We start from the raw sequence: 23953 nt of genomic DNA on the forward strand, positions 1-23953 counted from the left end.
AGGCGCTGAGTGGAGACCCTGCACGTGGCCGACGTGCTCCGGTACGCGTGGAACGAAGGCGATGCCGACGGTGACGACGGCGCCGACGGCTCGCCGCTCCCGGGCGGCGCGGTGGTGGTCGGCCGGGACCGGATCCTCGCGACCGGGAGCTACGAGGACCTGCGGGTACGGTTCCCCGCCGCGCGGGTACGGAAGTGGTCCGGCGTGCTCGGTCCGGGCCGCGTCCACGAAGGGCCCCTGCCCGACGCCCCGAGCCCGCGCGAGCGGATCCACGCCGTGCTGAAGCGGGGCGCGGTCGCGGTGCTCGACGCGTACGTCACGGACGACCCGGCGCTCCGCGCGGCCGCCGCACGGGTGGGCGTGACCGTACTGCCGGCCCCGCCCGTCGCCCGACGCCCCGTGCTCACCGTGACGGGGCGCGCGGACCTCGCGGTGTTCGACGCGGACGGACGGTGTCTCGCGACGGTCTGCGCGGGGCGCCTGGTGCACCGCCGGGCTTGACCAGCACCCTGGTCAGTCCGACCCCAGCGCCTCCGCGAACGCCCCCGGCGTCTGCTCGACGCCGCTGCACGTGTCGGACGCCTCGGCCGTCGACACCCCCTCCGCGCACGCCCGGTCCCGGAACGTCGCCCACATCGAGAGCGCGCCCACGCCGTTCTGCCGGGCGAAACGGCGCAGCCGCGCCGCGTCCGCGAGGGTGAAGGTTTCGCCCGCGACATCGTTGACGCCCGCCATCGCCGTGATGTGGAGCGAGGTCCACGCCCGCGCCGACGACAGCCCCAGGATGTCCGCGATCTGGTCGTGGGCCGCCCGCGCCGCCTGCTCCGCGTAGCCGCCCATGTCCCCGGTGTACGCGGAACCGTAGTTCATCGCCATGATGTTGACGGCCGAGAGCCGCACACCGCGCTCCGCCGCGTCGGAGAGGAGCGCCGTACCGCTCTTCTCCAGACCGTCGGGCATCACCGGCAGGGTGTACGTGACGTCGAGGTCCCGCTCCTTCTGGAGCTGGACGATCGCCTTGTTCCGCAGCGCGACGGAGGCGCTGTCGGTGAGCGCGTCGCCCTCGATGTCGAAGTCGGCCTTCGCCGCGCCGACCGCGTCGAGCACCTTCGCGTACGCGGCCACCAGGGCGGCGGTGTCCCCGCAGGCGAGCGCCGGTTCGGTGCCCGCGGCGCCGCCGAAGGAGACCCGGACATCGGCGCCCGAGGCCGTCAGCTTCGCCACCCGGGCCTTGACGGCCGCGCTGTCGTACGCCGCCGTACCGCCCCAGGTCGGGGTGCAGCCACCGGCACCGTCCGTGATCACGAAGGCCAGGTTGTACGTGCCGGGGGAGCCGGTCCCGTCGGTGCCGGCGGCGGTGGTGGCGCTGACGTACGGGGCGAACTCCGTCGTCGCGGCGGCCGGGGTGGTGGTGCGGCCGGGCGGGGAGTCCGCGTTCCGGCCGGCGTCGGCGGCGGTGCCCGTCGCGCACGACGTTCCGGCCAGCGCGAGCGCGACCAGCACCGCCGGCCAGGTCACCGGTCGTCGTCCGTGACTCCGCGAACTCGGCATGGAGAAATGCACCCGCTCTCGTGTGTTCCCAGAAGAATGCGCCGGACGGCAGGAGCCTCCCACACGGGAACGGGGTGACGGAGCACACAGTTCGGGTAAGGCGGTTCGGCGGAAATATTCAACCCCCCATTCCCAGCAGTGCGTTCACGCTCCCGGCGGACACCTTCGGGGATTTCCGGGCCGTATCCCTCCCAGCTCGCTGACAGGAAAAGAAAGATTTCATAGGAACGCGTCGTCGGAGTCACAGGTTTCGCACATAAAGGGTGGCCAATCTGCTCGCATGCATTCTGACCCCACCCTTGAGGAACGCCCGGTAAGGCCGGTCCCGACGGTAAGGCCGGTCCCGACGGTAAGGCCGGACCGCCCGGACCGGCGCCGTAAACGCGGTGCCGGCCGCCCCCAGGAGGGACCCGTCTTCGTGGACGCCTCCGGGCGCAGGGCCCGCCTGCTGCGCCGCGCCGGGCTGGTGCTGGGCACCGTCACCCTCGGGTATGTCGCCGTTCTGGGGCTCGCCTTCATGGGCGGCATCTCCCTGACCCCGTCGCAGATCCTGCCGTTCGACGGCGGACCGCCGCCCGGCGCGGGAGAAGTCCCGCCCATGGCGCCGCCCGCCGCCTCCACCGGCAGCGATCGCTGAGCCGATGCCCGAGACCCCCACCAACTCCCCGGTGCGCAGGCGCCGGCACGCCACCCCCACCCGCATCGAGCGCGTCGGCCGGCAGGCGGTGCCCAAGCCCCGGGTGATCTTCGCCGTGCTGCTGCTGGCCGGCCTCGTCAGCGTGCTGCTGCTCGACGGCTATCTGCGCTCCGAGGTCGGCGGCGACCAGCGGATCCGGTCCGACGCGAGCAACAGCGAGGTGCCGGACAGCATTGTCGACGGCGGCCCCATACTCAGTTTCGTCGGCGGTCAGGCGCGTACGCGGTCCGTGGCGGACAAGACGATCGTGCTCACCTTCGACGACGGACCCGACCCCGAGTACACGGAGAAAGTCCTCAGGATTCTCGACGACCAGGACGTGCCCGGCACGTTCTTTCTCATCGGATCGATGATCTCGCGCTATCCGGGCGTCGTGCGGGACATGGTCGACCAGGGAAACGAGGTCGGAATCCACACCTTCACGCATGTCGATCTCTCGTACCAGAGCGCTTCCCGGGTCAAGCGGGAAATCGCCCAGACCCAGCTCGCGCTGGCGGGCGCCGCGGGAATCACGACCACGCTGTTCCGGGCCCCGTACTCCTCGACGAACGACGCGATCGACAACGAGAGCTGGCCGGTCTACCAGCGCCTCGGCGCGCTGGGGTACACGAGCGTCTTCATCGACACCGACAGCGAGGACTGGCAGGAGCCGGGCGTCAGCAAGATCATCAAATGGGCCACGCCGAAGGACGGCGACGGCGCGGCGGTGCTCTTCCACGACGCGGGCGGCGACCGTACGGAGACGCTGGAGGCGCTGCCGCGGTACATCGAGAAGATGAAGGCGAAGGGGTACACCTTCACGACGGTCAGCGGCGCCCAGCAGGCCGACGGGCAAGCCGGCGAACAGGCCGGTGAGCAGGCCGACACGCAGCCCGGTGAGCAGGCCGACCGCGCGACACCGGCGGCCGGTCCCGGCGGCGCTCCCGGCGGGGGCCCACCGGCCGCGGGTTCCGGTTCCGGTACCGGCACCGGCGTCGAGCAGATGGCCCACCGCAAGGCCACCGGCGCCACCCTCTGGGAGGGCAGGGCCCTGATCGCCGCCGTGGCCGTCGCCGAGTGGTCCGTCCCCGGTCTCGCCACCGGCCTCGCGGTCGTCGGCGTCGCCGTGCTGGCCCGGTTCGGGCTGATGCTCGTCCTCGCCCGCCGCCACCACCGGCAGCGCAACAGACGCCGCTTCACCTGGGGACCGCCGGTGTACGAACCGGTGAGCGTGATCGTGCCCGCGTACAACGAGAAGGAGTGCATCGCCAACACGCTCAACTCCCTGGCCGCGAGCACCCACCCGATCGAGATCGTCGTCGTGGACGACGGTTCCACGGACGGCACCGCCGAGATCGCGGAGTCCCTGGGGCTGCCCAACGTCCGCGTCGTCCGCCAGGAGAACGCGGGCAAGTCCGCCGCCCTCAACAACGGGGTGCGGCAGGCCGCGTACGACATCGTCGTGATGATGGACGGCGACACGGTCTTCGAGCCGTCCACCGTGGGGGAGTTGGTGCAGCCCTTCGGTGACCCGCGGGTCGGTGCGGTCGCGGGCAACGCGAAGGTCGGCAACCGCGACACGCTCATCGGGGCGTGGCAGCACATCGAGTATGTGATGGGCTTCAACCTCGACCGCCGGATGTACGACGTACTGGGCTGCATGCCCACCATCCCCGGCGCCATCGGCGCCTTCCGCCGGCGGGCCGTCCTCGATGTCGGCGGCATGAGCGAGGACACCCTCGCCGAGGACACCGACATCACCATCGCCCTGCACCGCGCGGGTTGGCGCGTCGTGTACGCGGAGCACGCGCGGGCCTGGACCGAGGCGCCCGCCACCGTCGGGCAGCTCTGGCGCCAGCGCTACCGGTGGAGCTACGGCACGATGCAGGCACTGTGGAAGCACCGTGGGTCGGTCCTGGACAGGGGCCCCTCGGGCCGGTTCGGCCGGGTCGGTATGCCGCTCGTGGTGCTCTTCCAGATCGTCACACCCGTCTTCGCCCCGCTCATCGACGTGTTCACCGTCTACGCGATGATCTTCGTCGACTTCAAGGCGTCCCTGCTCGCCTGGCTGGCAGTCCTCCTCGTCCAACTGCTGTGCGCCGCGTACGCGTTCCGGCTCGACAAGGAGAAGTACCGGTATCTGCTGATGATGCCGTTGCAGCAGATCGCCTACCGGCAGCTGATGTATCTGGTGCTGATCCACTCCAGCGTCACCGCGCTCACCGGCGGCCGGCTGCGCTGGCAGAAGCTCAAGCGCACCGGCGAGGTCGGCGCGCCCCGCCCCGGCGCGGGGGCGGTCTGATGGGGGGCGCGCACCGCAGGGGGGCACTGCCGCCGGAGGCGGTACGTACGGGTACGGGTACGGCGCCGGCCACGCCCCCCGGTGTCGGACCTGGTGGCGGACCCGGTGGCGGCCGGGACCGGTACTTCGACGCGCTGCGCGCCTTCGCGCTGGTCCGCGTCGTCACGTACCACACCTTCGAGTGGCCCTGGCTGGGTCTGGTCTTCCCTTCCATGGGGGTGATGTTCGCGCTCGCCGGCTCGCTGATGGCGCGCTCCCTGGAGCGGCCCGCCGGCGCGGTGATCCGGAGCAGGCTGCGGCGGCTGCTGGTGCCGCTGTGGGTGTTCGGGGCCGTGCTCGTCGTGGCCATGGCGCGGCACGGCTGGCTGCCGGGCACCGACGCCGTCTACTGGCTGCTGCCGGTGGGGGACCCGCCCGGCGATGCCTGGGGCGAGCAGGCGTGGGCGGTGCTCTGGTACCTGCGGACGTACCTGTGGTTCGTGCTGCTCTCGCCCGTGCTGCTGAGGCTCTTCCGGCGCGCGCCGCTCCTCGTGCTCCTCCTGTCGCTCGTCCCGGTCGCCGTCTTCGAGACGCTGTGGCCCCTCCCGGACGGGCGGCTCGGCGCCGCGCTCGGCGATCTGTCGGTCTTCCTCTTCTGCTGGCTGCTCGGCTTCGCGCACCGCGACGGGGTGCTCGACCGGCTGCGCCCGGGGCCCGTGGTGGGCGCGGCGCTCCCGGTGATGGCGCTCGGCGCGGGGTGGGCGTTCTCCCATCCGGTGGACGGTACGTACGACCTCGACGACATCCCGCTCGGGCAGGCGCTGTGGTCGGCGGGGTTCGTGCTGCTGCTGATGCGGTTCCGGCCGGACTTTGGGTGCCTCGGGCGCCGTCCCGTGGCCGACCGGATCGTGAAGATCTTCAACGCCCGCGCGGTGACGGTCTACCTCTGGCACGAGGTCGCGCTGATGGTGAGCGTGCCGCTGATCGACGCGATGTGGGACATCCCCGCCTTCGAGCGGGACCTGCCGCTCGGCAGCGTGTGGTTCCAGTTCGGGATCGCGTGGGTGCTGATCGCGGCGGCCGTGGCGCTCTTCGGGTGGGTGGAGGACGTGGCGGCGAAACGTCGGCCGAGGCTGCTGCCCTGATGCGGGACGGCGGGCCGTGCCCTGCCACAATAAATAACGTGACCCGAGCCTCCCTGGACAAGCAGCCGCACGAAGTCGCCTCGATGTTCGACGTCGTGGCGGAGAACTACGACCTCACCAACGACGTGCTCTCGCTCGGCCAGGACCGGCGGTGGCGCAAGGAGGTCGCCAGGGCGGTCGGCGCCCGGCCGGCCGAGAAGATCCTCGACCTGGCGGCCGGTACGGCCACCTCCTCCCAGCCGTTCGCCGCGACGGGCGCGTACGTCGTGCCGTGCGACTTCTCCCTCGGGATGCTGCGCGAGGGCAAGAAGCGGCACGCGTGGATGCCGTTCACGGCGGGCGACGCGACGAAGCTGCCCTTCGCCGACGAGGCGTTCGACGCGGTGACGATCTCCTTCGGGCTGCGGAACGTCCAGGACACGGACGAGGCGCTGCGCGAGCTGTACCGGGTGACGAAGCCGGGCGGCCGGATCGTGATCTGCGAGTTCTCGCACCCGACCTGGGCGCCGTTCAGGACCGTCTACACGGAGTACCTGATGCGGGCGCTGCCGCCGGTCGCACGCGCCGTCTCGTCCAACCCCGACGCGTACGTCTACCTCGCCGAGTCCATCCGCGACTGGCCCGACCAGCCCGCACTGGCCGCCCGGCTCCAGGGCGCGGGCTGGTCGAAGGTGGCGTGGCGGAACCTGACGGGCGGGATCGTGGCGCTGCACCGGGGCGTACGGGTCTGACGGGCCGCGAGCGGGTGGGTGGGCGCAGCGCGCACCCACCCGCCCGCGCAGGCACCCACTCACCCACTTCAACGCACCGTGCCTCACAACTCCAGGCGGAAGCAGTAGGCCTCCTGCTGGGACGCCGGCCCCACATACGTCTCCGCCAGCTCCATCCCCAGCCGCCGGGTCACCGCGACCGAGCGGGCGTTGCGGGAGTTCACCATCGCCACGACCCGGCCGACGCCCGCCGCCCGTACCCGTTCCAGCGTGGTCCGCGCGGCGGCGGTCGCGTAGCCCCGGCCCCAGTACGCGCGGCCCAGCCGCCAGCCGATCTCGATCTCGCCCACCGGCCCGAACTCCGGGTGCGGCCAGGGCTGGGCGCCCGTGAAGCCGATCACCTCCCCGGACTCGTCCAGCATCGTCCAGAAGCAGAAGCCGCGCTCGGCGTCGTGCCGGCGCTGGCGGGCGGTCAGCTCCTCGTACACGGACATCTCGGCCGGTGCGCCGCCGTGGAACTCCATGACCTCGGGGTCGTCGAAGACGCGGTGCCAGGCGAAGGCGTCCTCCTCGGTGGGGACGCGGAGCCGCACGACGGGGAGCGCCTTGGTTGTGTTGTTCACGAGGGCAGCCCTTCACTGGGGGATCTGTACGCACCCATAGACTGCAGGTGACCAGTGCCGTTCGGTACGCGAATTCGAGTCTTCGGGAGAACCCGCTGTGACTGAGCCCCTCTCCGAGAACACCGCGGACGTCATCGTCGTCGGCGCCGGCCCGGCCGGTTCCACGACCGCGTACTACCTCGCCAAGGCGGGTCTGGACGTGCTGCTGCTGGAGAAGACGGCGTTCCCGCGCGAGAAGGTGTGCGGCGACGGACTCACCCCGCGCGCCACCAAGCAGCTCGTGTCGATGGGCATCGACATCTCGGAAGAGGCCGGCTGGCTGCGCAACAAGGGGCTGCGGATCATCGGCGGCGGCGTACGGCTCCAGCTCGACTGGCCGGACCTGGCGGCGTACCCGGACTACGGCCTGGTCCGCAAGCGCGACGACTTCGACGAGCAGCTCGCCCGGCAGGCGCAGAAGGCCGGCGCCCGGCTGCACGAGCGCTGCAACGTCGGCGCCCCGATCACCGACGCCCGGACGGGCCGGATCACCGGCGTCCACGCCAAGATGGGCGAGGAGAAGACCCCGGTCACCTTCCACGCGCCACTGGTCGTCGCCGCCGACGGCAACTCGACGCGGCTGTCGCTCGCGATGGGGCTGCACCGCCGCGAGGACCGGCCGATGGGCGTGGCCGTACGGACGTACTTCACCTCGCCGCGCCACGACGACGACTACCTGGAGTCGTGGCTGGAGCTGTGGGACCGGCGCGGTCCGGGCCCGGACAAGCTGCTGCCCGGCTACGGCTGGATCTTCGGCATGGGCGACGGCACGTCGAACGTCGGTCTCGGCATCCTCAACTCCTCGTCCGCGTACAAGGAGCTGGACTGGCGCGAGGTGCTGAAGGCGTGGTGCGCGTCGATGCCCGAGGACTGGGGCTACACCCCCGACAACATGACGATGCCGATCAGGGGCGCCGCGCTGCCGATGGCGTTCAACCGGCAGCCGCACTACACCAAGGGGCTGCTGCTGGTGGGGGACGCGGGCGGCATGGTCAACCCGTTCAACGGCGAGGGCATCGCGTACGCCATGGAGTCGGGGCAGATCGCGGCGGACGTCATCGTCCAGGCCCACGCCCGGGCGACCCCGGCGCAGCGCGAACTGGCGCTGCTGCACTACCCGAAGGTGCTCAAGGAGACCTACGGCGGTTATTACACGATGGGCCGCGCGTTCGTGAAGCTCATCGGAAACCCGAAGATCATGAAACTCGCGACGGAGCGCGGCCTGACGCATCCGCTGCTGATGAAGTTCACCCTCAAGATGCTGGCGAACCTGACGGATCCGACGGGCGGCGACGCGATGGACCGCATCATCAACGGCCTTTCGAAGGTGGCGCCGAAGGCGTGAGGTCCCCCGCGACCCTCAGCCCTTTCTCGCCCACTTCTTCAGCGCGGCACGGTCGGTGAACTGACCGATGTTCGTGTCGATGGGGCTGTCCGTGTACTGGTGGAACTTCCACGCGGCCTGGATCCGGGGCTTCCCGGCGGTCACGTAATCCGCGATCCACAGGGCGTCGCCGGCGTTGCTGGTGGTGTCGCGGTTCAGCCAGTAGTCCCGGTTGCAGTACAGCCCCACGCGATGCGTGGTCCCGCGCAGCCGCTTCACCTCGGCGAGGAAGGCGTCCTTCTGCGCGTTGGAGACGTCACTGTCCTCCCAGTCGGCGAAGAGGGGGTCGTAGGCGATGCTGGAGCACTTCTCGACGAAGTACTTGGCCTGCGCCTTCATGTTCCCGCCCCGCAGGAAGTGGTAGAACCCGACGACCAGCCCGGCCGCCCGGCCGTGGGAGGCCTGGGCGGCCATCTTGGGGTTGATGTACGAGGTGCCTTCGGTCGCCTTGACGAAGACGAAGTCGAAGCCGGCGGTGGAGTAGGTCGAGCTCTGGTACGACGAGACGTCGATGCCTTTTATGGTCATGGGGGGAGCTTCCTCCTGGCCGGAAGATGTGGGGGACCGTCCGGCGGTGTGGTGCGAAGTGACGTAAGTGTCTTCTACCCAGGAGGAGTGAGCATGCCATCACTCGATCGGGTTAAGTGAGAGCTTGATCAAATCTTGGTCCGGCCCGACGTCCTCCGCACTGCCACCCCCGGAAACGGCGACAGCCCGCATCCCCCTTGCGGGGCGCGGGCCATCGCCGTACGTGTTGCTCGGTCGGAACGAGGGGCGGGGCGGGTGCGTCAGAGGACGCGGACCGCGCCGGTCGGGGGGTCGTAGTCCAGGGAGGCCTGGATGACGCCCTTGCTCGGGTTCTGCGCGCCGATGAACTCGCCGCCGCCGATGTAGATCGCCGTGTGGTACGCGCTGCCGGCGCTGCCCCAGTAGAGGATGTCGCCGGGCTGGAGGTTGTCCAGGGAGACCTGGGTGCCCGCCACCGACTGGTCCTGCGAGACGCGGGGGAGGTCGACGCCGATCTGGCGGAACGAGGCCTGGACGAGGCTGGAGCAGTCCCAGGCGTTCGGTCCCGTGGAGCCCAGGATGTACGCGTCGCCGACCTGCGCCTGCGCGAAGGCGAGCACGGCGGCGGCCGAACCGGTCGCCTGCGAGGTGGCCTTGGAGACGGTGCCGGAAGCGGACGACGACGAGCTCGACGAGGAGCGGGAGCCGGAGTCCGACGAGGCGTTGCTGAGCGTCGTGCGCTCGGCGGTGCGGGAGGCGCGCTCGGCGGCCTCGGCGGCCTTCTTGCGGGCTTCCTCGGACTTCCGCTTGGCCTCGGCCTTGCGCTCGGCCTCCGCCTTCGCGGTCTTCGCGGTCTTGGCCGCCGTCGCGGCGGCGGAGTCCTGCTGGGCCCGCAGGTCCAGGGTGTTGGCCACCTGCTGGGTCGCCTCGGCGGACCGGGCGAAGTCACCGGCGAGGCCTGCGGTGATGGTGGGCATTTCGATGGTCTCGGTCACCGGCTCGGCGTTCGCCGGCGCGGCGGCACCGGCGACCGCGATCGTGCTGAGGACGCCACCGGCGACTCCGGCGCGAAGGCTGGCGCGCGGGGAGCTCCGGCGGGGCTTCCGGTGGCTGGTTATCTGAGCGGTGTGGGACATGAGACCAACGGCTATCAGGTCGGCCCGGGTTCTCGTCAAGAAACGTGGGGTGCACCACAGTTCCGCCCGGAATCTGTGAATCCGCTTTCCGTCAGCCCTTATTGACGCCGTAACGGGCAAAACGGGCAAGGGTGATCATGGCTGTGATCACGGGCTTTCCGATAAAGGTCCGAATTGCCTGCCGCTTACCATCGCTTCACACTCATGGCCAAGCCCTCTTCTTTGAGGGGTTGAGTGAAGTGACGCAGGTCACATTTTGAGCGCACAGATAACAGGTCGGTCACCGTTCGGCTGTCGGTCCGGTCACGCGAGGTGTGACGCGCTCCCGAATGAGTTGGTTCCGGCGCCCCCGCGAAGCCGTCCCGTCGCCCCGCCGGCCGGATCGGGCTCGCGTCCGGTTGCTCGTGAATGCGTGCACGTGTCCCCTTCGGTCCACCCGGCGCCCGCCGGTCCCTCGCTCGGGTGGCCCTCCGCGCCGTATCACCCGAAAGTGTCTCATCGCCAATTTGCTTGTACGGTGCATCTCTTGATAGGGCGCAACGCCTCTGGCCAGCACTGACCGGCTCGAATGTCACCTCTGGTGATCACGTGGCCGCTTCGCGTATGAAGATCACCCATCATCCGGCTTCATGATCCTTCGTCAGGTGGTGGAGATCACAAACTCCCCGCTGTACCCCGTGTCGCAGATCACAGGTCACCGGGCATAGGATGCGGGGCAGCCGGGCTTGTGAACTGCCTCACATGTACGCGATCTTCGGTGATCCGCGACGAGGCGGCGAGGCGGTCCGCCCGGTGCGATCCGACGGTCAAGGACGACTGGAAGGAGCTGAGGGGCGTGAATGCCTACGCACCCATCCTCGTGCTCGGCGCACTGGGGGCCGGGTTTGCGATCTTCTCCGTGGTCATGGCCACGCTTATCGGCCCAAAGCGCTACAACCGGGCGAAAGTCGAAGCGTACGAGTGCGGCATCGAGCCCACACCGACGCCGGCCGGGGGCGGCCGATTCCCCATCAAGTACTACCTGACGGCGATGCTCTTCATCATTTTCGATATTGAGGTCGTCTTCCTTTACCCGTGGGCGGTCACCTTCGACGCCCTGGGGATTTTCGGGCTCGTGGAGATGCTGCTCTTCGTGCTCACCGTCTTCGTCGCCTACGCGTATGTGTGGCGGCGCGGCGGTCTGGAATGGGACTAAAGGGGCTGAGGGGCCACCAATGGGACTCGAAGAGAAGCTGCCGAGCGGTTTCCTGCTGACCACCGTCGAACAGGCATCGGGCTGGGTACGGAAGTCCTCCGTCTTCCCCGCGACGTTCGGTCTCGCCTGCTGCGCCATCGAGATGATGACGACCGGCGCCGGGCGGTACGACCTGGCGCGGTTCGGCATGGAGGTCTTCCGCGGCTCACCGCGCCAGGCCGACCTGATGATCGTGGCGGGGCGGGTGAGCCAGAAGATGGCGCCCGTCCTGCGGCAGGTCTACGACCAGATGCCCAACCCCAAGTGGGTGATCTCCATGGGGGTCTGTGCCTCGTCGGGCGGGATGTTCAACAACTACGCGATCGTGCAGGGCGTCGACCACGTCGTTCCTGTCGACATCTATCTGCCCGGCTGCCCACCACGTCCCGAGATGCTGATGGACGCCATCCTCAAGCTCCACCAGAAGATCCAGAGCTCCAAGCTCGGGGTCAACGCGGAGGAAGCGGCCCGCGAGGCGGAGGAGGCGGCCCTCAAGGCGCTCCCGTTGATCGAGATGAAGGGGCTGCTGCGGTGAGCGACAAGCAGCGATCCGGAGACGACAAGCCGCGATCCGAGGACGACACCCGCCGGTCCGGGAACGACGGCCCGCCCGCCGGGAACGACGGGCCGGAACCCGGCGAGAACGTTCCGTCCGCGCGGGATCGGGCCGACGAGCCCATCCGCGTGCAGAAGGGCATGTTCGGCGCCAACAACGGCGGGGACACCAGCGGGTACGGCGGTCTCGTACGGACCGTGACGCTGCCGGGCGCGTCCTCCCGGCCGTACGGCGGACCCGGCGGTGTCTTCGACGAGATCGCCGACGAGCTGGAGGGCGCGCTGGAGGAGCAGGACCTCGTCCCCTCCCACGCCATCGAGAAGACGGTCGTCGACCGCGACGAGCTCACCTTCCACATCGCCCGCGAGCATCTGCCCCAGGTGGCCCGCACCCTGCGCGACGACCCGGCCCTCCGCTTCGAGCTGTGCACCGGGGTCTCCGGCGTCCACTACCCCGGCGACAAGGGGCGCGAGCTGCACGCCGTCTACCACCTGCGCTCGCTCACCCACGGACGGCTGATCCGCCTGGAGGTCTCCGCGCCGGACGAGGATCCGCACGTACCGTCCCTGGTCGCGGTCTATCCGACCAACGACTGGCACGAGCGGGAGACGTACGACTTCTTCGGCCTGATCTTCGACGGCCACCCCGCCCTGACCCGGATCATGATGCCGGACGACTGGCAGGGCTTCCCGCAGCGCAAGGACTACCCGCTCGGCGGTATCCCCGTCGAGTACAAGGGCGCCCAGATCCCGGCTCCGGACCAGCGGAGGTCGTACTCCTGATGACCACTTCACACGCCTCCGCCCCGCAGGACGCCGCCCCGGACGCCTTCGACGCGCTCGGCTCCGGCCGGGAGACCACCGAGGGCACCGTCTACACGGTCACCGGCGGCGACTGGGACGAGGTCGTCCAGTCCGCCGCCAAGGCCGACGACGAGCGGATCGTCGTCAACATGGGTCCCCAGCACCCCTCCACCCACGGGGTGCTGCGGCTGATCCTGGAGATCGAGGGCGAGACCGTCACCGAGGCCCGCTGCGGCATCGGCTATCTGCACACGGGCATCGAGAAGAACCTCGAATTCCGCAACTGGACGCAGGGCACCACCTTCGTCACGCGCATGGACTACCTGACCTCGTTCTTCAACGAGACGGCGTACTGCCTGGGCGTCGAGAAGCTGCTCGGCATCGAGGACGACATCCCGGACCGCGCCACGCTCATCCGGGTCCTGCTGATGGAGCTGAACCGGCTCTCGTCGCACCTCGTCTGTCTCGCGACCGGCGGCATGGAGCTGGGCGCGACCACGATCATGATCTACGGATTCCGCGATCGTGAACTGATTCTCGATGCCTACGAGATGATCACCGGACTGCGGATGAACCACGCGTTCATCCGCCCCGGCGGCCTCGCCCAGGACCTCCCCCCTGGCGCCGTCGACAAGCTGCGCGAGCTGCTGAAGCAACTCCGGAAGAACCTGCCGGAGTACGACAAGCTCGCCACCGGCAACCCGATCTTCAAGGCCCGCATGCAGGACGTCGGCTACCTCGACCTGGCCGGCTGCATGGCGCTCGGCGCCACCGGACCGATCCTGCGCTCCACCGGGCTCCCGCACGATCTGCGCAGGAGCGACCCGTACTGCGGTTACGAGACGTTCGAGTTCGACGTCCCGACCGCCGACACCTGCGACGCGTACGGCCGCTTCCTCATCCGGCTGGAAGAGATGCGCCAGTCGCTGCGGATCGTCGAACAGTGCCTGGACCGGCTGGAGCCGGGCCCGGTCATGGTCGCCGACAAGAAGATCGCCTGGCCCGCGCAGCTCGCGCTCGGCCCGGACGGACTCGGCAACTCCCTCGACCACATCAAGAACATCATGGGCACGTCCATGGAGGCTCTGATCCATCACTTCAAGCTGGTGACGGAGGGCTTCCGGGTCCCGGCCGGTCAGGCGTACGCCGCCGTGGAGTCGCCCAAGGGCGAGCTCGGCGCGCATGTCGTCTCCGACGGGGGCACCCGCCCGTACCGCGTGCACTTCCGCGATCCGTCCTTCACCAATCTCCAGGCCATGGCGGCGATGTGCGAGGGCGGCCAGGTCGCCGACGTCATCGTCGCCGTCGCGTCCATCGACCCCGTGATGGGAGGCGTCGACCGGTGACCGCCACACCGCCCAACGCCGCGGCAGGCACGGCAGCCGCGGCCACCGCCGGCGTCAGCCTCGGGATGCCGCGGCTGCCCGCCCCCGCCTACCCGGACGAGGTACGCGCCCGGCTCGAAGCGGACGCGAAGGAGATCATCGGCCGCTACCCGGACTCCCGCTCCGCGCTGCTGCCGCTGCTCCACCTCACCCAGTCCGAGGAGGGCTTCGTCTCCCGTACGGGGATGGCCTTCTGCGCCGAACTGCTCGGCCTGACCACCGCCGAGGTCACCGCCGTCGCCACCTTCTACTCCATGTACCGGCGCGAGCCCGGCGGGGAGTACCAGGTCGGCGTCTGCACCAACACGCTCTGCGCGGTGATGGGCGGCGACGCCATCTTCGACGAGCTGAAGCGCCATCTCGGCGTCGACAACCACGGGACGACCCCCGACGGCAAGATCACCCTCGAACACATCGAGTGCAACGCGGCCTGCGACTTCGCGCCCGTGGTGATGGTCAACTGGGAGTTCTTCGACAACCAGACGCCGGACACCGCCCTGCGGCTCGTCGACGACCTCGGCGAGGGACGCCCCGTCGCGCCCACCCGGGGTGCCCCGCTGTGCACGTACAAGGAGACCTCGCGCATCCTGGCCGGCTTCCCCGACGAGCGCCCCGGCGCCGTCGAGGCCACCGGCGGCGCGGGACCCGCCTCGCTGGTCGGGCTGCGGCTCGCGAAGGGCGAGGGGCTCCAGCGGGTGGTACGCCCACGGGACGGCGCGGACGCCCCGCCCCGCGACGCCGCCCCGAAGGACACACCGCGGGACGCGCGGCCGGACCGGCGGACCGGAACCGAAGCCGAGGAGGAGGAGTGATGACCATGGCCGCCGAGCTCAACGAGAACGGGACCAGCCCGGAGAAGCTCCTCGCGCCCGTCCTGTCCGCCTTCTGGGACCAACCGGAGTCCTGGACCCTGGCCACCTACGAGCGGCACGAAGGCTACAAAGGGCTCCGCAAGGCCCTCGCCATGTCGCCCGACGACCTCATCGCGTACGTCAAGGACGCGGGCCTGCGCGGACGCGGCGGCGCCGGCTTCCCCACCGGGATGAAGTGGCAGTTCATCCCGCAGGGCGACGGCAAGCCGCACTACCTGGTCGTCAACGCCGACGAGTCGGAACCCGGCACCTGCAAGGACATCCCCCTCCTCTTCGCCAACCCGCACTCCCTCATCGAGGGCATCGTGATCGCCTGCTACGCGATCCGCTCGCAGCACGCCTTCATCTATCTGCGCGGCGAGGTCGTCCCCGTACTGCGCAGGCTGCACGAGGCGGTGCGCGAGGCGTACGCGGCGGGCTACCTCGGCAAGAACATCCTGGGCAGCGGACTCGACCTCGACGTCGTCGTGCACGCGGGCGCGGGCGCGTACATCTGCGGCGAGGAGACCGCGCTGCTCGACTCCCTGGAGGGGCGTCGCGGACAGCCCCGGCTGCGTCCTCCCTTCCCGGCGGTGGCGGGCCTGTACGCCTGCCCGACTGTGGTGAACAACGTCGAGTCCATCGCGTCGGTTCCCGCGATCCTCAACCGCGGCAAGGACTGGTTCAAGTCGATGGGCAGCGAGAAGTCCCCGGGCTTCACGCTCTACTCGCTCAGCGGCCATGTCACCAGCCCCGGCCAGTACGAGGCCCCGCTCGGCATCACGCTGCGCCAGCTCCTCGACATGAGCGGCGGCATCCGGGCCGGACACCGCCTCAAGTTCTGGACCCCCGGCGGCTCCTCGACCCCGATGTTCACCGACGAGCACCTCGACGTCCCGCTCGACTACGAGGGCGTCGGCGCGGCCGGCTCCATGCTCGGCACCAAGGCGCTCCAGTGCTTCGACGAGACCACCTGCGTCGTACGGGCCGTCACCCGCTGGACCGAGTTCTACGCCCACGAGTCCTGCGGCAAGTGCACCCCCTGCCGCGAAGGGACGTACTGGCTCGTCCAACTGCTCCGCGACATCGAGGACGGCAAGGGGGAGCTGTCCGACCTCGACAAGCTCAACGACATCGCCGACAACATCAACGGCAAGTCCTTCTGCGCGCTCGGCGACGGCGCCGCCTCCCCGATCTTCTCCTCGCTCAAGTACTTCCGCGCGGAGTACGAGCAGCACATCACCGGCAAGGGCTGCCCCTTCGACCCCGCGAAGTCCACCGTGTGGGCAGACCGGAACCCGCACCTGGAGGTGAACGCATGACGGTGACCACGAATGCTCCCTCCGGGGGCGGCGAAGCCGCGGTTCCGCCCGAGGATCTCGTCTCGCTGACCATCGACGGCATCGAGATCTCCGTCCCCAAGGGGACGCTGGTGATCCGCGCCGCCGAGCAACTGGGCATCGAGATCCCGCGCTTCTGCGACCACCCGCTCCTCGACCCGGCCGGCGCCTGCCGCCAGTGCATCGTCGAGGTCGAGGGCCAGCGCAAGCCGATGGCGTCCTGCACGATCACCTGCACCGACGGCATGGTCGTCAAGTCGCAGCTCACGTCACCGGTCGCCGAGAAGGCGCAGCGCGGGGTGATGGAGCTGCTGCTCATCAACCACCCCCTGGACTGCCCGGTCTGCGACAAGGGCGGCGAGTGCCCGCTCCAGAACCAGGCCATGCAGGTCGGCGACCCCGACACCCGCTTCGAGGGCCACAAGCGCACCTTCCAGAAGCCCGTGCCGATCTCCACGCAGGTGCTGCTCGACCGCGAGCGGTGCGTGCTCTGCGCCCGCTGCACCCGGTTCTCGAACCAGATCGCGGGCGACCCGATGATCGAGCTGATCGAGCGGGGCGCCCTCCAGCAGGTCGGCACCGGCGAGGGCGACCCCTTCGAGTCGTACTTCTCCGGCAACACCATCCAGATCTGCCCGGTCGGCGCGCTCACCTCCGCGGCGTACCGCTTCCGCTCCCGCCCCTTCGACCTGGTCTCCTCGCCGGGCGTCTGCGAGCACTGCGCGGGCGGCTGCGCGACCCGTACGGACCACCGGCGCGGCAAGGTCATGCGGCGGATGGCGGCGAACGAGCCCGAGGTCAACGAGGAGTGGCTCTGCGACAAGGGCCGCTTCGGCTTCCGTTACGCGCAGAAGCGCGACCGGCTCACCACCCCGCTGGTACGGAACGCGGACGGCGTCCTCGAACCGGCCAGCTGGCCGGAGGCGCTGGAGGCCGCCGCGCGCGGCCTGGCCGCGGCCCGGGGCAGGACAGGCGTCCTGACCGGCGGGCGGCTCACCGTCGAGGACGCGTACGCCTACGCCAAGTTCGCGCGCGTCGCCCTCGACACCAACGACATCGACTTCCGCGCCCGGGTGCACAGCACCGAGGAGGCCGACTTCCTCGCCGCGTACGTCGCGGGCCGGGGCCATGACCTCGACGGCACGGGGATCACGTACACCACGCTGGAGGCCGCCCCGGCGGTGCTGCTCGCGGGCTTCGAGTCCGAGGAGGAGGCGCCCGGTGTCTTCCTGCGGCTGCGCAAGGCGCACCGCAAGCACGGCCAGCGGACGTTCGCCCTCGCCACGCACGCCACCCGGGGCCTGGCGAAGGCGGGCGGCACGCTGCTGCCGGCCGCGCCCGGCACCGAGACCGAGTGGCTGGACGCACTCGCCTCGGAGACCGGGCTCGACGCGGACGGCACGGCCGCCGCGCGGGCGCTGCGCGAGCCCGGCGCCGTGATCGTCGTCGGGGAGCGGCTGGCGGCCGTGCCCGGCGGGCTCACCGCGGCGGCGCGCGCCGCCACCGTGACCGGCGCCCGGCTGGTGTGGATCCCGCGCCGGGCCGGCGAGCGCGGCGCGCTGGAGGCGGGCGCGCTCCCGTCGCTGCTGCCCGGCGGCCGGCCCGCCACCGATCCGCGGGCCCGCGAGGAGACCGCGGCGGTGTGGGGCGTACGCGAACTGCCGCCCCGTTACGGCCGCGACACCGACCAGATCGTCCGGGCCGCCACCACCGGCGAGCTGGGCGCGCTGCTGGTCGCGGGCGTCGAGATCGCGGATCTGCCGGACCCGGCGGCCGCGCGGACCGCGCTGGACGAGGTCGGCTTCCTGGTCTCGCTGGAGCTGCGGCCCAGCGAGGTCACCGATCGCGCCGATGTGGTCCTCCCGGTCGCGGCGGTCGCGGAGAAGCCCGGCACCTTCCTCAACTGGGAGGGCAGGGCGCGGCTGTTCGAGGCGGCGCTGAAGCCGGAGCAGATGACGCGGCGGCTCGCGCCGAGCGACGCGCGGGTGCTGCACATGCTCGCGGATGCTTTGGACGTCCACTTCGCGCTGCCGGACCTGCGGGCCGTACGCGCCGAACTCGACCGGCTCGGCGGCTGGGACGGGCCGCGCGCCACCGAACCGCTGGAATCGTCCCGTCCGGTGCCCAGGACCGGCGGCGGGGAGGCGGTCCTCGCGGGCCACCGGCTCCTGCTGGACCAGGGCAAGCTCCAGGAGGGCGACGACGCGCTGGCCGGTACGCGCCACGCGGCGGTGGCCAGGCTCTCCGCCGCGACGGCTGCCGAGACGGGGGTCAAGAACGGCGACGACCTGACCGTCACGGGCCCCGCGGGCACGGTCACGCTCCCGCTGGCGGTGACGGTGATGCCCGACCGGGTGGTCTGGCTGCCGCTGAACTCCACGGGCGGCGGCGTCCTCGCGGACACCGGCTCGCAGCCGGGCACGCTGGTCCGTATCGGCCCGGCGGATTCGGCCGGCGCCGCCCGGGACGGTTCCCCGGGGTCCGGTTCCTCCGGGTCCGGTTCCCCGCACGACGGCCCCGCCGACGAAGCACCGGAGGTGCGCGCATGACCGGCCTCGTCCCCCTCGCGGCGGCCCCGGGGTCCGTCCTCGCAGCCGAGGACCTGTCGATGTTCGGCCGCGACCCCTGGTGGCTCGTGGTCGTCAAGGCCGTGTTCTGCTTCGCGTTCCTGATGCTGACCGTGCTCTTCTCCATCGTGTGGGAGCGCAAGGTCGTCGCCTGGATGCAGCTGCGCATCGGCCCCAACCGGCACGGCCCCTGGGGCATGCTCCAGTCGCTCGCCGACGGTGCGAAGCTGATGTTCAAGGAAGACATCGTCGTCAAACGCGCCGACAAGGCCGTCTACATCCTCGCGCCGATCATCGCGGCGATCCCCGCGTTCATGGCGATCGCGGTGATCCCCTTCGGGCCCGCGGGCAACGAGATCTCGATCTTCGGCCAGCGCACCACGATGCAACTCACCGACCTGCCCATCGCGATGCTCTACATCCTCGCGGTCGCCTCGGTCGGCATCTACGGCATCGTCCTCGCGGGCTGGTCCTCGGGCTCGACGTATCCGCTCCTCGGCGGGTTGCGCTCGTGCGCCCAGATGATCTCGTACGAGATCGCCATGGGCGCCGCGTTCGCCTCGGTGTTCCTCTACTCCGGGTCGATGTCGACCTCGGCGATCGTCGAGGCGCAGGCGGACCGCTGGTACGTGCTGCTGCTGCCGGTCTCCTTCATCATCTACATCATCACGATGGTCGCGGAGACGAACCGCAACCCGTTCGACATGCCGGAGTCCGAGGGCGACCTGGTCGGCGGCTTCAACACCGAGTACTCGTCCATCAAGTTCGCGATGTTCATGCTCGCCGAGTACGTCAACATGGTGACCGTCTCGGCCGTCGCGACGACGCTCTTCCTCGGCGGCTGGCGCGCCCCGTGGCCGGTCTCCACCTTCTGGGAGGGCGCGAACCACGGCTGGTGGCCGATGCTCTGGTTCGTCCTCAAGGTCCAGCTGCTGCTCTTCTTCTTCATCTGGCTGCGCGGCACGCTGCCCCGCGTGCGCTACGACCAGCTGATGAAGCTGGGCTGGAAGGTCCTGATCCCGGTCTCGCTGGTCTGGCTGATGCTCGTCGCGACCGTGCGGGCGCTGCGCAACGAGAACTACTCCTTCCAGACGATCCTGCTGTACGTGGCCTCGGCGATCATCGCGCTCCTGCTGCTCTCCTTCGTCGCGGACATCTTCCGCGACCGGAAGGAACGGACCGCGGCGGCGAACGAACCGGAGCCACCGGCCTTCGACCCGATGGCGGGCGGTTTCCCCGTACCGCCGCTGCCCGGACAGACGCTGCCACCGGTCCCGCGCAGGCAGCCGCGACGCGAGCGGGAGCTGATTGTCAGTGGCGGGGTCAATACTGTGAGTGACGGTACCGAGAGTGACGGAAAGGAGGCCGGCAGTGTCTGACTCTTCGCAGGAGAACCTCCCGCAGCGGAGCGGACCGCGGGGGAGCGCCCCGGAGGGGGACGCCCCGGGGGGCGACATCCCGCGTCCGCCGCGGAATCCGGTGGCCGGCTTCGGGCTGACCTTCACGGCCATGTTCAAGAAGCGGCTGACGGAGCAGTATCCGGAGACGCCGAAGGTGACGGCGCCGCGCTTCCACGGCCGGCATCAGCTCAACCGCCATCCGGACGGCCTGGAGAAGTGCATCGGCTGCGAGCTGTGCGCGTGGGCCTGTCCCGCCGACGCGATCTATGTGGAAGGCGCGGACAACACGGAGGAGGAGCGCTACTCCCCGGGCGAGCGCTACGGCCGCGTCTATCAGATCAATTACGCGCGCTGCATCTTCTGCGGACTGTGCATCGAGGCGTGCCCGACCCGGGCGCTCACGATGACCAACGAGTTCGAGCTGGCCGACAGCTCCCGCGAGAACCTCATTTTTACGAAGGAGCAGCTGCTCGCCGGGCTGGAGGAGGGCATGGTCGAGTCGCCGCACTCGATCTTCCCCGGCATGGACGAGCAGGACTACTACCGCGGTCTGGTCACCGAGGCCGCGCCCGGCACGGTCCGGCAGGTGGCCGTCAGCAAGGGCGAGAAGCCGCAGGACGAGGGGGTCGACGCATGAGCCTCCTGGCAGCTTCCCTGGCGGGCCCCGTGAGCGGTCCGCTGCCCGAGGCGCTGACGCCGGCGCTCGCCGCCGGGTCCGTCACGTCGACCGGCGAGGCCGTCCAGTTCTGGATCCTCGGCACGGTCGCGGTGGTCGGCGCGCTCTGCACGATCCTGATGAAGAAGGCCGTGCACAGCGCGCTGTGCCTCGCCGCCACCATGATCATCCTGGCGGTCTTCTACCTCGCCAACGGCGCCTATTTCCTGGGCGTCGTCCAGATCGTCGTCTACACCGGCGCGATCATGATGCTGTTCCTCTTCGTGGTCATGCTGGTCGGTGTCACCGCGGCCGACTCCCTGAAGGAGACGCTGAGGGGCCAGCGCTGGTGGGCCGCCGCCTGCGGGCTCGGCTTCGGTGTGCTGCTCGTCGCCGGGATCGGCCAGGCCTCGCTGAGTTCGTTCACGGGGCTCGGGCAGGCCAACGCGGGCGGCAACATCGAGGGCCTGGCCGCCCTGATCTTCACGAAGTACGTCTTCGCCTTCGAGATCACCGGCGCGCTGCTGATCACCGCGGCGGTCGGCGCGATGGTGCTCACCCACCGGGAGCGCACCGAGCGGGCCAAGACCCAGCGGGAGCTGGCCGAGGCGCGGGTCCGCAGCGGCCAGTTGCCGCCGCTGCCCGCCCCCGGTGTGTACGCCCGGCACAACGCGGTGGACATCGCGGGCCTGCTGCCGGACGGCACCCCGTCCGATCTGACGGTCAGCAGGACGCTCAAGGACCGTGGCCAGATCCGCGACGTGTCGGACGAGGCCATCGCGGACCTGAAGGCGCTGGAGCAGCGCTCGTCGGAGCGGCTGGGCCGTACGGACTCCGGTCGGGGGGACTCCGGTCGCGCCGATCACGACCGCGCCGACAGTGACAAGGAGGTCAAGCGATGAACCCTGTCTACTACCTCTATCTCGCCTCGGTGCTGTTCACCATCGGCGCCGCCGGTGTGCTGATCCGGCGGAACGCGATCGTGGTCTTCATGTGCGTCGAGCTGATGCTCAACGCCTGCAACCTCGCGTTCGTCGCCTTCTCCCGGATGCACGGCAATCTCGACGGCCAGATCATCGCGTTCTTCACGATGGTCGTCGCCGCCGCGGAGGTCGTGGTCGGGCTCGCGATCATCGTGTCGCTCTTCCGTTCCCGCCACTCGGCCTCGGTCGACGACGCCAGCCTGATGAAGCTCTGAGGGGTCGCTGAATCGTGGAGAACTTGATTGCGCTGCTCATCGCGGCGCCCCTGCTCGGAGCGGCGGTCCTGCTGTGCGGCGGCCGCCGGCTCGACCGCGCGGGCCACTGGCTCGGTACGGTGCTGGCCGCCGCGTCCTTCGTGATCGGCCTGGTCCTCTTCGGCGACATGCTCGGCAGGAGCGCAGACGACCGCTCCCTGCACCAGTACCTGTTCTCCTGGATCCCCGTCGAGGGTTTCCAGGCGGATGTCGCCTTCCAGCTCGACCAGTTGTCGATGACCTTCGTCCTGCTGATCACCGGTGTGGGCACCCTGATCCACATCTACTCGATCGGGTACATGGAGCACGACGAGCGGCGGCGCCGCTTCTTCGGCTACCTGAACCTCTTCCTGGCGGCGATGCTGCTGCTGGTCCTCGCGGACAACTACCTGCTGCTGTACGTCGGCTGGGAGGGCGTGGGCCTCGCCTCGTACCTGCTCATCGGGTTCTGGCAGCACAAGCCGAGCGCGGCGACGGCGGCGAAGAAGGCGTTCCTCGTCAACCGGGTCGGCGACATGGGCCTGTCGATCGCGATCATGCTGATGTTCACGACGTTCGGCACGTTCGCCTTCGGCCCGGTCTTCGCCGCCACGGGTGACGCGACCGAGGGCAAGCTGACGGCGATCGCCCTGATGCTGCTGCTGGCCGCCTGCGGCAAGTCGGCCCAGGTGCCGCTCCAGTCCTGGCTGGGCGACGCGATGGAGGGCCCGACCCCGGTCTCGGCCCTGATCCACGCGGCGACGATGGTCACCGCGGGCGTTTATCTGATCACCCGCTCCTCCGCCATCTTCAACCTGGCCCCGGACGCCCAGCTGACGGTCGTGGTGGTCGGCGCGGTGACGCTCCTCTTCGGTGCGATCGTCGGTTGCGCGAAGGACGACATCAAGAAGGCCCTCGCGGGTTCGACGATGTCGCAGATCGGCTACATGATCCTGGCGGCGGGCCTCGGCCCGATCGGCTACGTCTTCGCGATCATGCACCTGGTGACGCACGGCTTCTTCAAGGCGGGGCTCTTCCTCGGCGCCGGTTCGGTCATGCACGGCATGAACGACGAGGTCGACATGAGGAAGTACGGCGGCCTGCGGAAGTACATGCCGGTCACCTTCGTCACCTTCGGCCTCGGCTATCTCGCCATCATCGGCTTCCCCGGGCTCTCCGGTTTCTTCTCCAAGGACAGGATCATCGAGGCGGCCTTCGCCAAGGGCGGCACGGAGGGCTGGATCCTCGGCGCCGTCACCCTGCTGGGCGCCGCGATCACCGCGTTCTACATGACGCGCGTGATGCTGATGACCTTCTTCGGCGAGAAGCGCTGGCAGCCGGACGCGGACGGGAACGAACCCCATCCGCACGAGTCCCCGAAGTCCATGACCATCCCCATGATCATCCTGGCGTTCGGCTCGGTCTTCGCCGGCGGGTTCTTCGCCATCGGCGACCGCTTCCTGAACTGGCTGGAGCCCGTCACCGGGTACGACCACGGACACGCGCCGATCAGCGCGGGCGCCGTCACCGCCGCCACGGTGGTCGTCCTGGTCATCGGTGTCGCCGTCGCCTGGTTCATGTACGGCCGCGCGCCCGTCCCGGTGGTCGCCCCGCGCGGCTCGCTCGCCACCCGCGCCGCCCGCCGCGACCTCCTCCAGGACGACTTCAACCACGTGGTCCTGGTCCGCGGCGGCGAACACCTCACCCGCTCCCTCGTGTACGTCGACCACACCCTGGTCGACGGGGTGGTCAACGGCACCGCGGCGTCGTTCGGCGGGCTCTCAGGACGGCTGCGCAAGCTGCAGAACGGCTATGCCCGCACCTATGCGGTCTCGATGTTCGGAGGTACGGCAGTGCTCATCGCCGCGACCCTGCTGATGAGGGCGGTGTAACC

Annotated in this window: 22 protein-coding genes; 18 read left to right on the forward strand and 4 right to left on the reverse strand. The window is 70.0% G+C overall.

Features of this window, described 5'->3' with window-relative positions; all coding sequences use genetic code 11:
* Positions 1-9: 9 nt before the first annotated feature.
* Positions 10-501 (forward strand): hypothetical protein, encoded by a 492-nt coding sequence (locus ACFXKG_RS10525; protein ID WP_384835415.1) that lies wholly within the window; start codon positions 10-12, stop codon positions 499-501.
* A gap of 12 nt (positions 502-513) precedes the next feature.
* Here ACFXKG_RS10525 and ACFXKG_RS10530 read toward each other — a convergent pair whose 3' ends face one another.
* Positions 514-1551 (reverse strand): chitinase, encoded by a 1038-nt coding sequence (locus tag ACFXKG_RS10530; RefSeq protein ID WP_384835418.1) that lies wholly within the window; start codon positions 1549-1551, stop codon positions 514-516.
* A gap of 418 nt (positions 1552-1969) precedes the next feature.
* Between ACFXKG_RS10530 and ACFXKG_RS10535 the strand changes: the two genes are divergently transcribed.
* The 4 genes from ACFXKG_RS10535 to ACFXKG_RS10550 are packed head-to-tail and all read left to right on the forward strand — an operon-like array spanning position 1970 to position 6384.
* A complete protein-coding gene (locus ACFXKG_RS10535; protein WP_384835421.1) occupies positions 1970-2188 on the forward strand; it encodes a hypothetical protein in 219 nt (72 codons plus the stop codon).
* A gap of 4 nt (positions 2189-2192) precedes the next feature.
* Positions 2193-4529 (forward strand): bifunctional polysaccharide deacetylase/glycosyltransferase family 2 protein, encoded by a 2337-nt coding sequence (locus ACFXKG_RS10540; RefSeq protein WP_384835424.1) that lies wholly within the window; start codon positions 2193-2195, stop codon positions 4527-4529.
* A complete protein-coding gene (locus ACFXKG_RS10545) occupies positions 4529-5653 on the forward strand; it encodes an acyltransferase (protein WP_384835427.1) in 1125 nt (374 codons plus the stop codon). Before ACFXKG_RS10540 ends, ACFXKG_RS10545 begins: the two co-directional genes overlap by 1 nt.
* 38 nt (positions 5654-5691) lie before the next feature.
* Positions 5692-6384: a demethylmenaquinone methyltransferase gene (locus ACFXKG_RS10550; protein ID WP_384835430.1), complete on the forward strand. Its 693-nt coding sequence runs from the start codon at positions 5692-5694 to the stop codon at positions 6382-6384.
* Positions 6385-6467: 83 nt separating this feature from the next.
* Here ACFXKG_RS10550 and ACFXKG_RS10555 read toward each other — a convergent pair whose 3' ends face one another.
* Positions 6468-6986 carry a GNAT family N-acetyltransferase gene (locus ACFXKG_RS10555; RefSeq protein WP_384835433.1) on the reverse strand — a complete coding sequence of 173 codons (519 nt, stop codon included), beginning with the start codon at positions 6984-6986 and terminating at the stop codon, positions 6468-6470.
* Between the two features lie 97 nt (positions 6987-7083).
* Between ACFXKG_RS10555 and ACFXKG_RS10560 the strand changes: the two genes are divergently transcribed.
* On the forward strand, positions 7084-8370 hold the full coding sequence (locus ACFXKG_RS10560) for a geranylgeranyl reductase family protein (protein WP_384835436.1): 1287 nt from the start codon (positions 7084-7086) through the stop codon (positions 8368-8370).
* 15 nt (positions 8371-8385) lie between these two features.
* On the opposite strand, the gene ACFXKG_RS10565 is transcribed toward ACFXKG_RS10560, so the two are convergent.
* Together ACFXKG_RS10565 and ACFXKG_RS10570 are read right to left on the reverse strand one after the other, a co-directional pair.
* Positions 8386-8937: a glycoside hydrolase family 25 protein gene (locus ACFXKG_RS10565; RefSeq protein ID WP_384835439.1), complete on the reverse strand. Its 552-nt coding sequence runs from the start codon at positions 8935-8937 to the stop codon at positions 8386-8388.
* A 260-nt stretch (positions 8938-9197) separates the two neighbouring features.
* Positions 9198-10052, reverse strand: coding sequence for a C40 family peptidase (locus ACFXKG_RS10570; RefSeq protein WP_384835442.1), 855 nt, complete (start codon positions 10050-10052; stop codon positions 9198-9200).
* A gap of 835 nt (positions 10053-10887) precedes the next feature.
* Between ACFXKG_RS10570 and ACFXKG_RS10575 the strand changes: the two genes are divergently transcribed.
* The 12 genes from ACFXKG_RS10575 (at position 10888) to nuoL (ending at position 23951) form a co-directional block, all read left to right on the forward strand.
* Positions 10888-11247, forward strand: coding sequence for an NADH-quinone oxidoreductase subunit A (locus tag ACFXKG_RS10575; RefSeq protein WP_365638558.1), 360 nt, complete (start codon positions 10888-10890; stop codon positions 11245-11247).
* A 19-nt stretch (positions 11248-11266) separates the two neighbouring features.
* Positions 11267-11821, forward strand: a complete 555-nt coding sequence (locus ACFXKG_RS10580) for an NADH-quinone oxidoreductase subunit B family protein (protein ID WP_313944763.1) — start codon at positions 11267-11269, stop codon at positions 11819-11821.
* Positions 11818-12624, forward strand: a complete 807-nt coding sequence (locus ACFXKG_RS10585) for an NADH-quinone oxidoreductase subunit C (protein ID WP_384835445.1) — start codon at positions 11818-11820, stop codon at positions 12622-12624. Before ACFXKG_RS10580 ends, ACFXKG_RS10585 begins: the two co-directional genes overlap by 4 nt.
* Entirely contained in the window at positions 12624-13991 is a 1368-nt protein-coding gene (locus ACFXKG_RS10590) for an NADH-quinone oxidoreductase subunit D (RefSeq protein WP_384835448.1), read from the forward strand. The genes ACFXKG_RS10585 and ACFXKG_RS10590 overlap by 1 nt, the downstream gene beginning before the upstream one ends.
* A gap of 65 nt (positions 13992-14056) precedes the next feature.
* Positions 14057-14842 carry an NADH-quinone oxidoreductase subunit NuoE gene (gene nuoE, locus ACFXKG_RS10595; RefSeq protein WP_384835917.1) on the forward strand — a complete coding sequence of 262 codons (786 nt, stop codon included), beginning with the start codon at positions 14057-14059 and terminating at the stop codon, positions 14840-14842.
* The gene (gene nuoF / locus ACFXKG_RS10600; RefSeq protein WP_384835451.1) at positions 14842-16203 is read left to right on the forward strand and encodes an NADH-quinone oxidoreductase subunit NuoF; all 1362 of its coding nucleotides are present in this window, start codon (positions 14842-14844) and stop codon (positions 16201-16203) included. The genes nuoE and nuoF overlap by 1 nt, the downstream gene beginning before the upstream one ends.
* Positions 16200-18770, forward strand: coding sequence for an NADH-quinone oxidoreductase subunit G (locus tag ACFXKG_RS10605; RefSeq protein WP_384835454.1), 2571 nt, complete (start codon positions 16200-16202; stop codon positions 18768-18770). Before nuoF ends, ACFXKG_RS10605 begins: the two co-directional genes overlap by 4 nt.
* Positions 18767-20167, forward strand: a complete 1401-nt coding sequence (gene nuoH, locus ACFXKG_RS10610) for an NADH-quinone oxidoreductase subunit NuoH (RefSeq protein WP_384835457.1) — start codon at positions 18767-18769, stop codon at positions 20165-20167. Before ACFXKG_RS10605 ends, nuoH begins: the two co-directional genes overlap by 4 nt.
* A 76-nt stretch (positions 20168-20243) precedes the next feature.
* Complete coding sequence (gene nuoI / locus ACFXKG_RS10615) at positions 20244-20825, forward strand: NADH-quinone oxidoreductase subunit NuoI (RefSeq protein ID WP_365814459.1); 582 nt, start codon at positions 20244-20246, stop codon at positions 20823-20825.
* A 53-nt stretch (positions 20826-20878) separates the two neighbouring features.
* Entirely contained in the window at positions 20879-21745 is an 867-nt protein-coding gene (locus tag ACFXKG_RS10620; protein WP_384835921.1) for an NADH-quinone oxidoreductase subunit J, read from the forward strand.
* Positions 21742-22041, forward strand: coding sequence for an NADH-quinone oxidoreductase subunit NuoK (gene nuoK, locus ACFXKG_RS10625; protein WP_365814396.1), 300 nt, complete (start codon positions 21742-21744; stop codon positions 22039-22041). Before ACFXKG_RS10620 ends, nuoK begins: the two co-directional genes overlap by 4 nt.
* 14 nt (positions 22042-22055) lie before the next feature.
* On the forward strand, positions 22056-23951 hold the full coding sequence (gene nuoL, locus ACFXKG_RS10630) for an NADH-quinone oxidoreductase subunit L (protein ID WP_384835460.1): 1896 nt from the start codon (positions 22056-22058) through the stop codon (positions 23949-23951).
* Positions 23952-23953 lie beyond the last annotated feature (2 nt).

This window comes from Streptomyces sp. NPDC059255, from assembly GCF_042752355.1.
Taxonomy (GTDB): Bacteria; Actinomycetota; Actinomycetes; order Streptomycetales; family Streptomycetaceae; genus Streptomyces.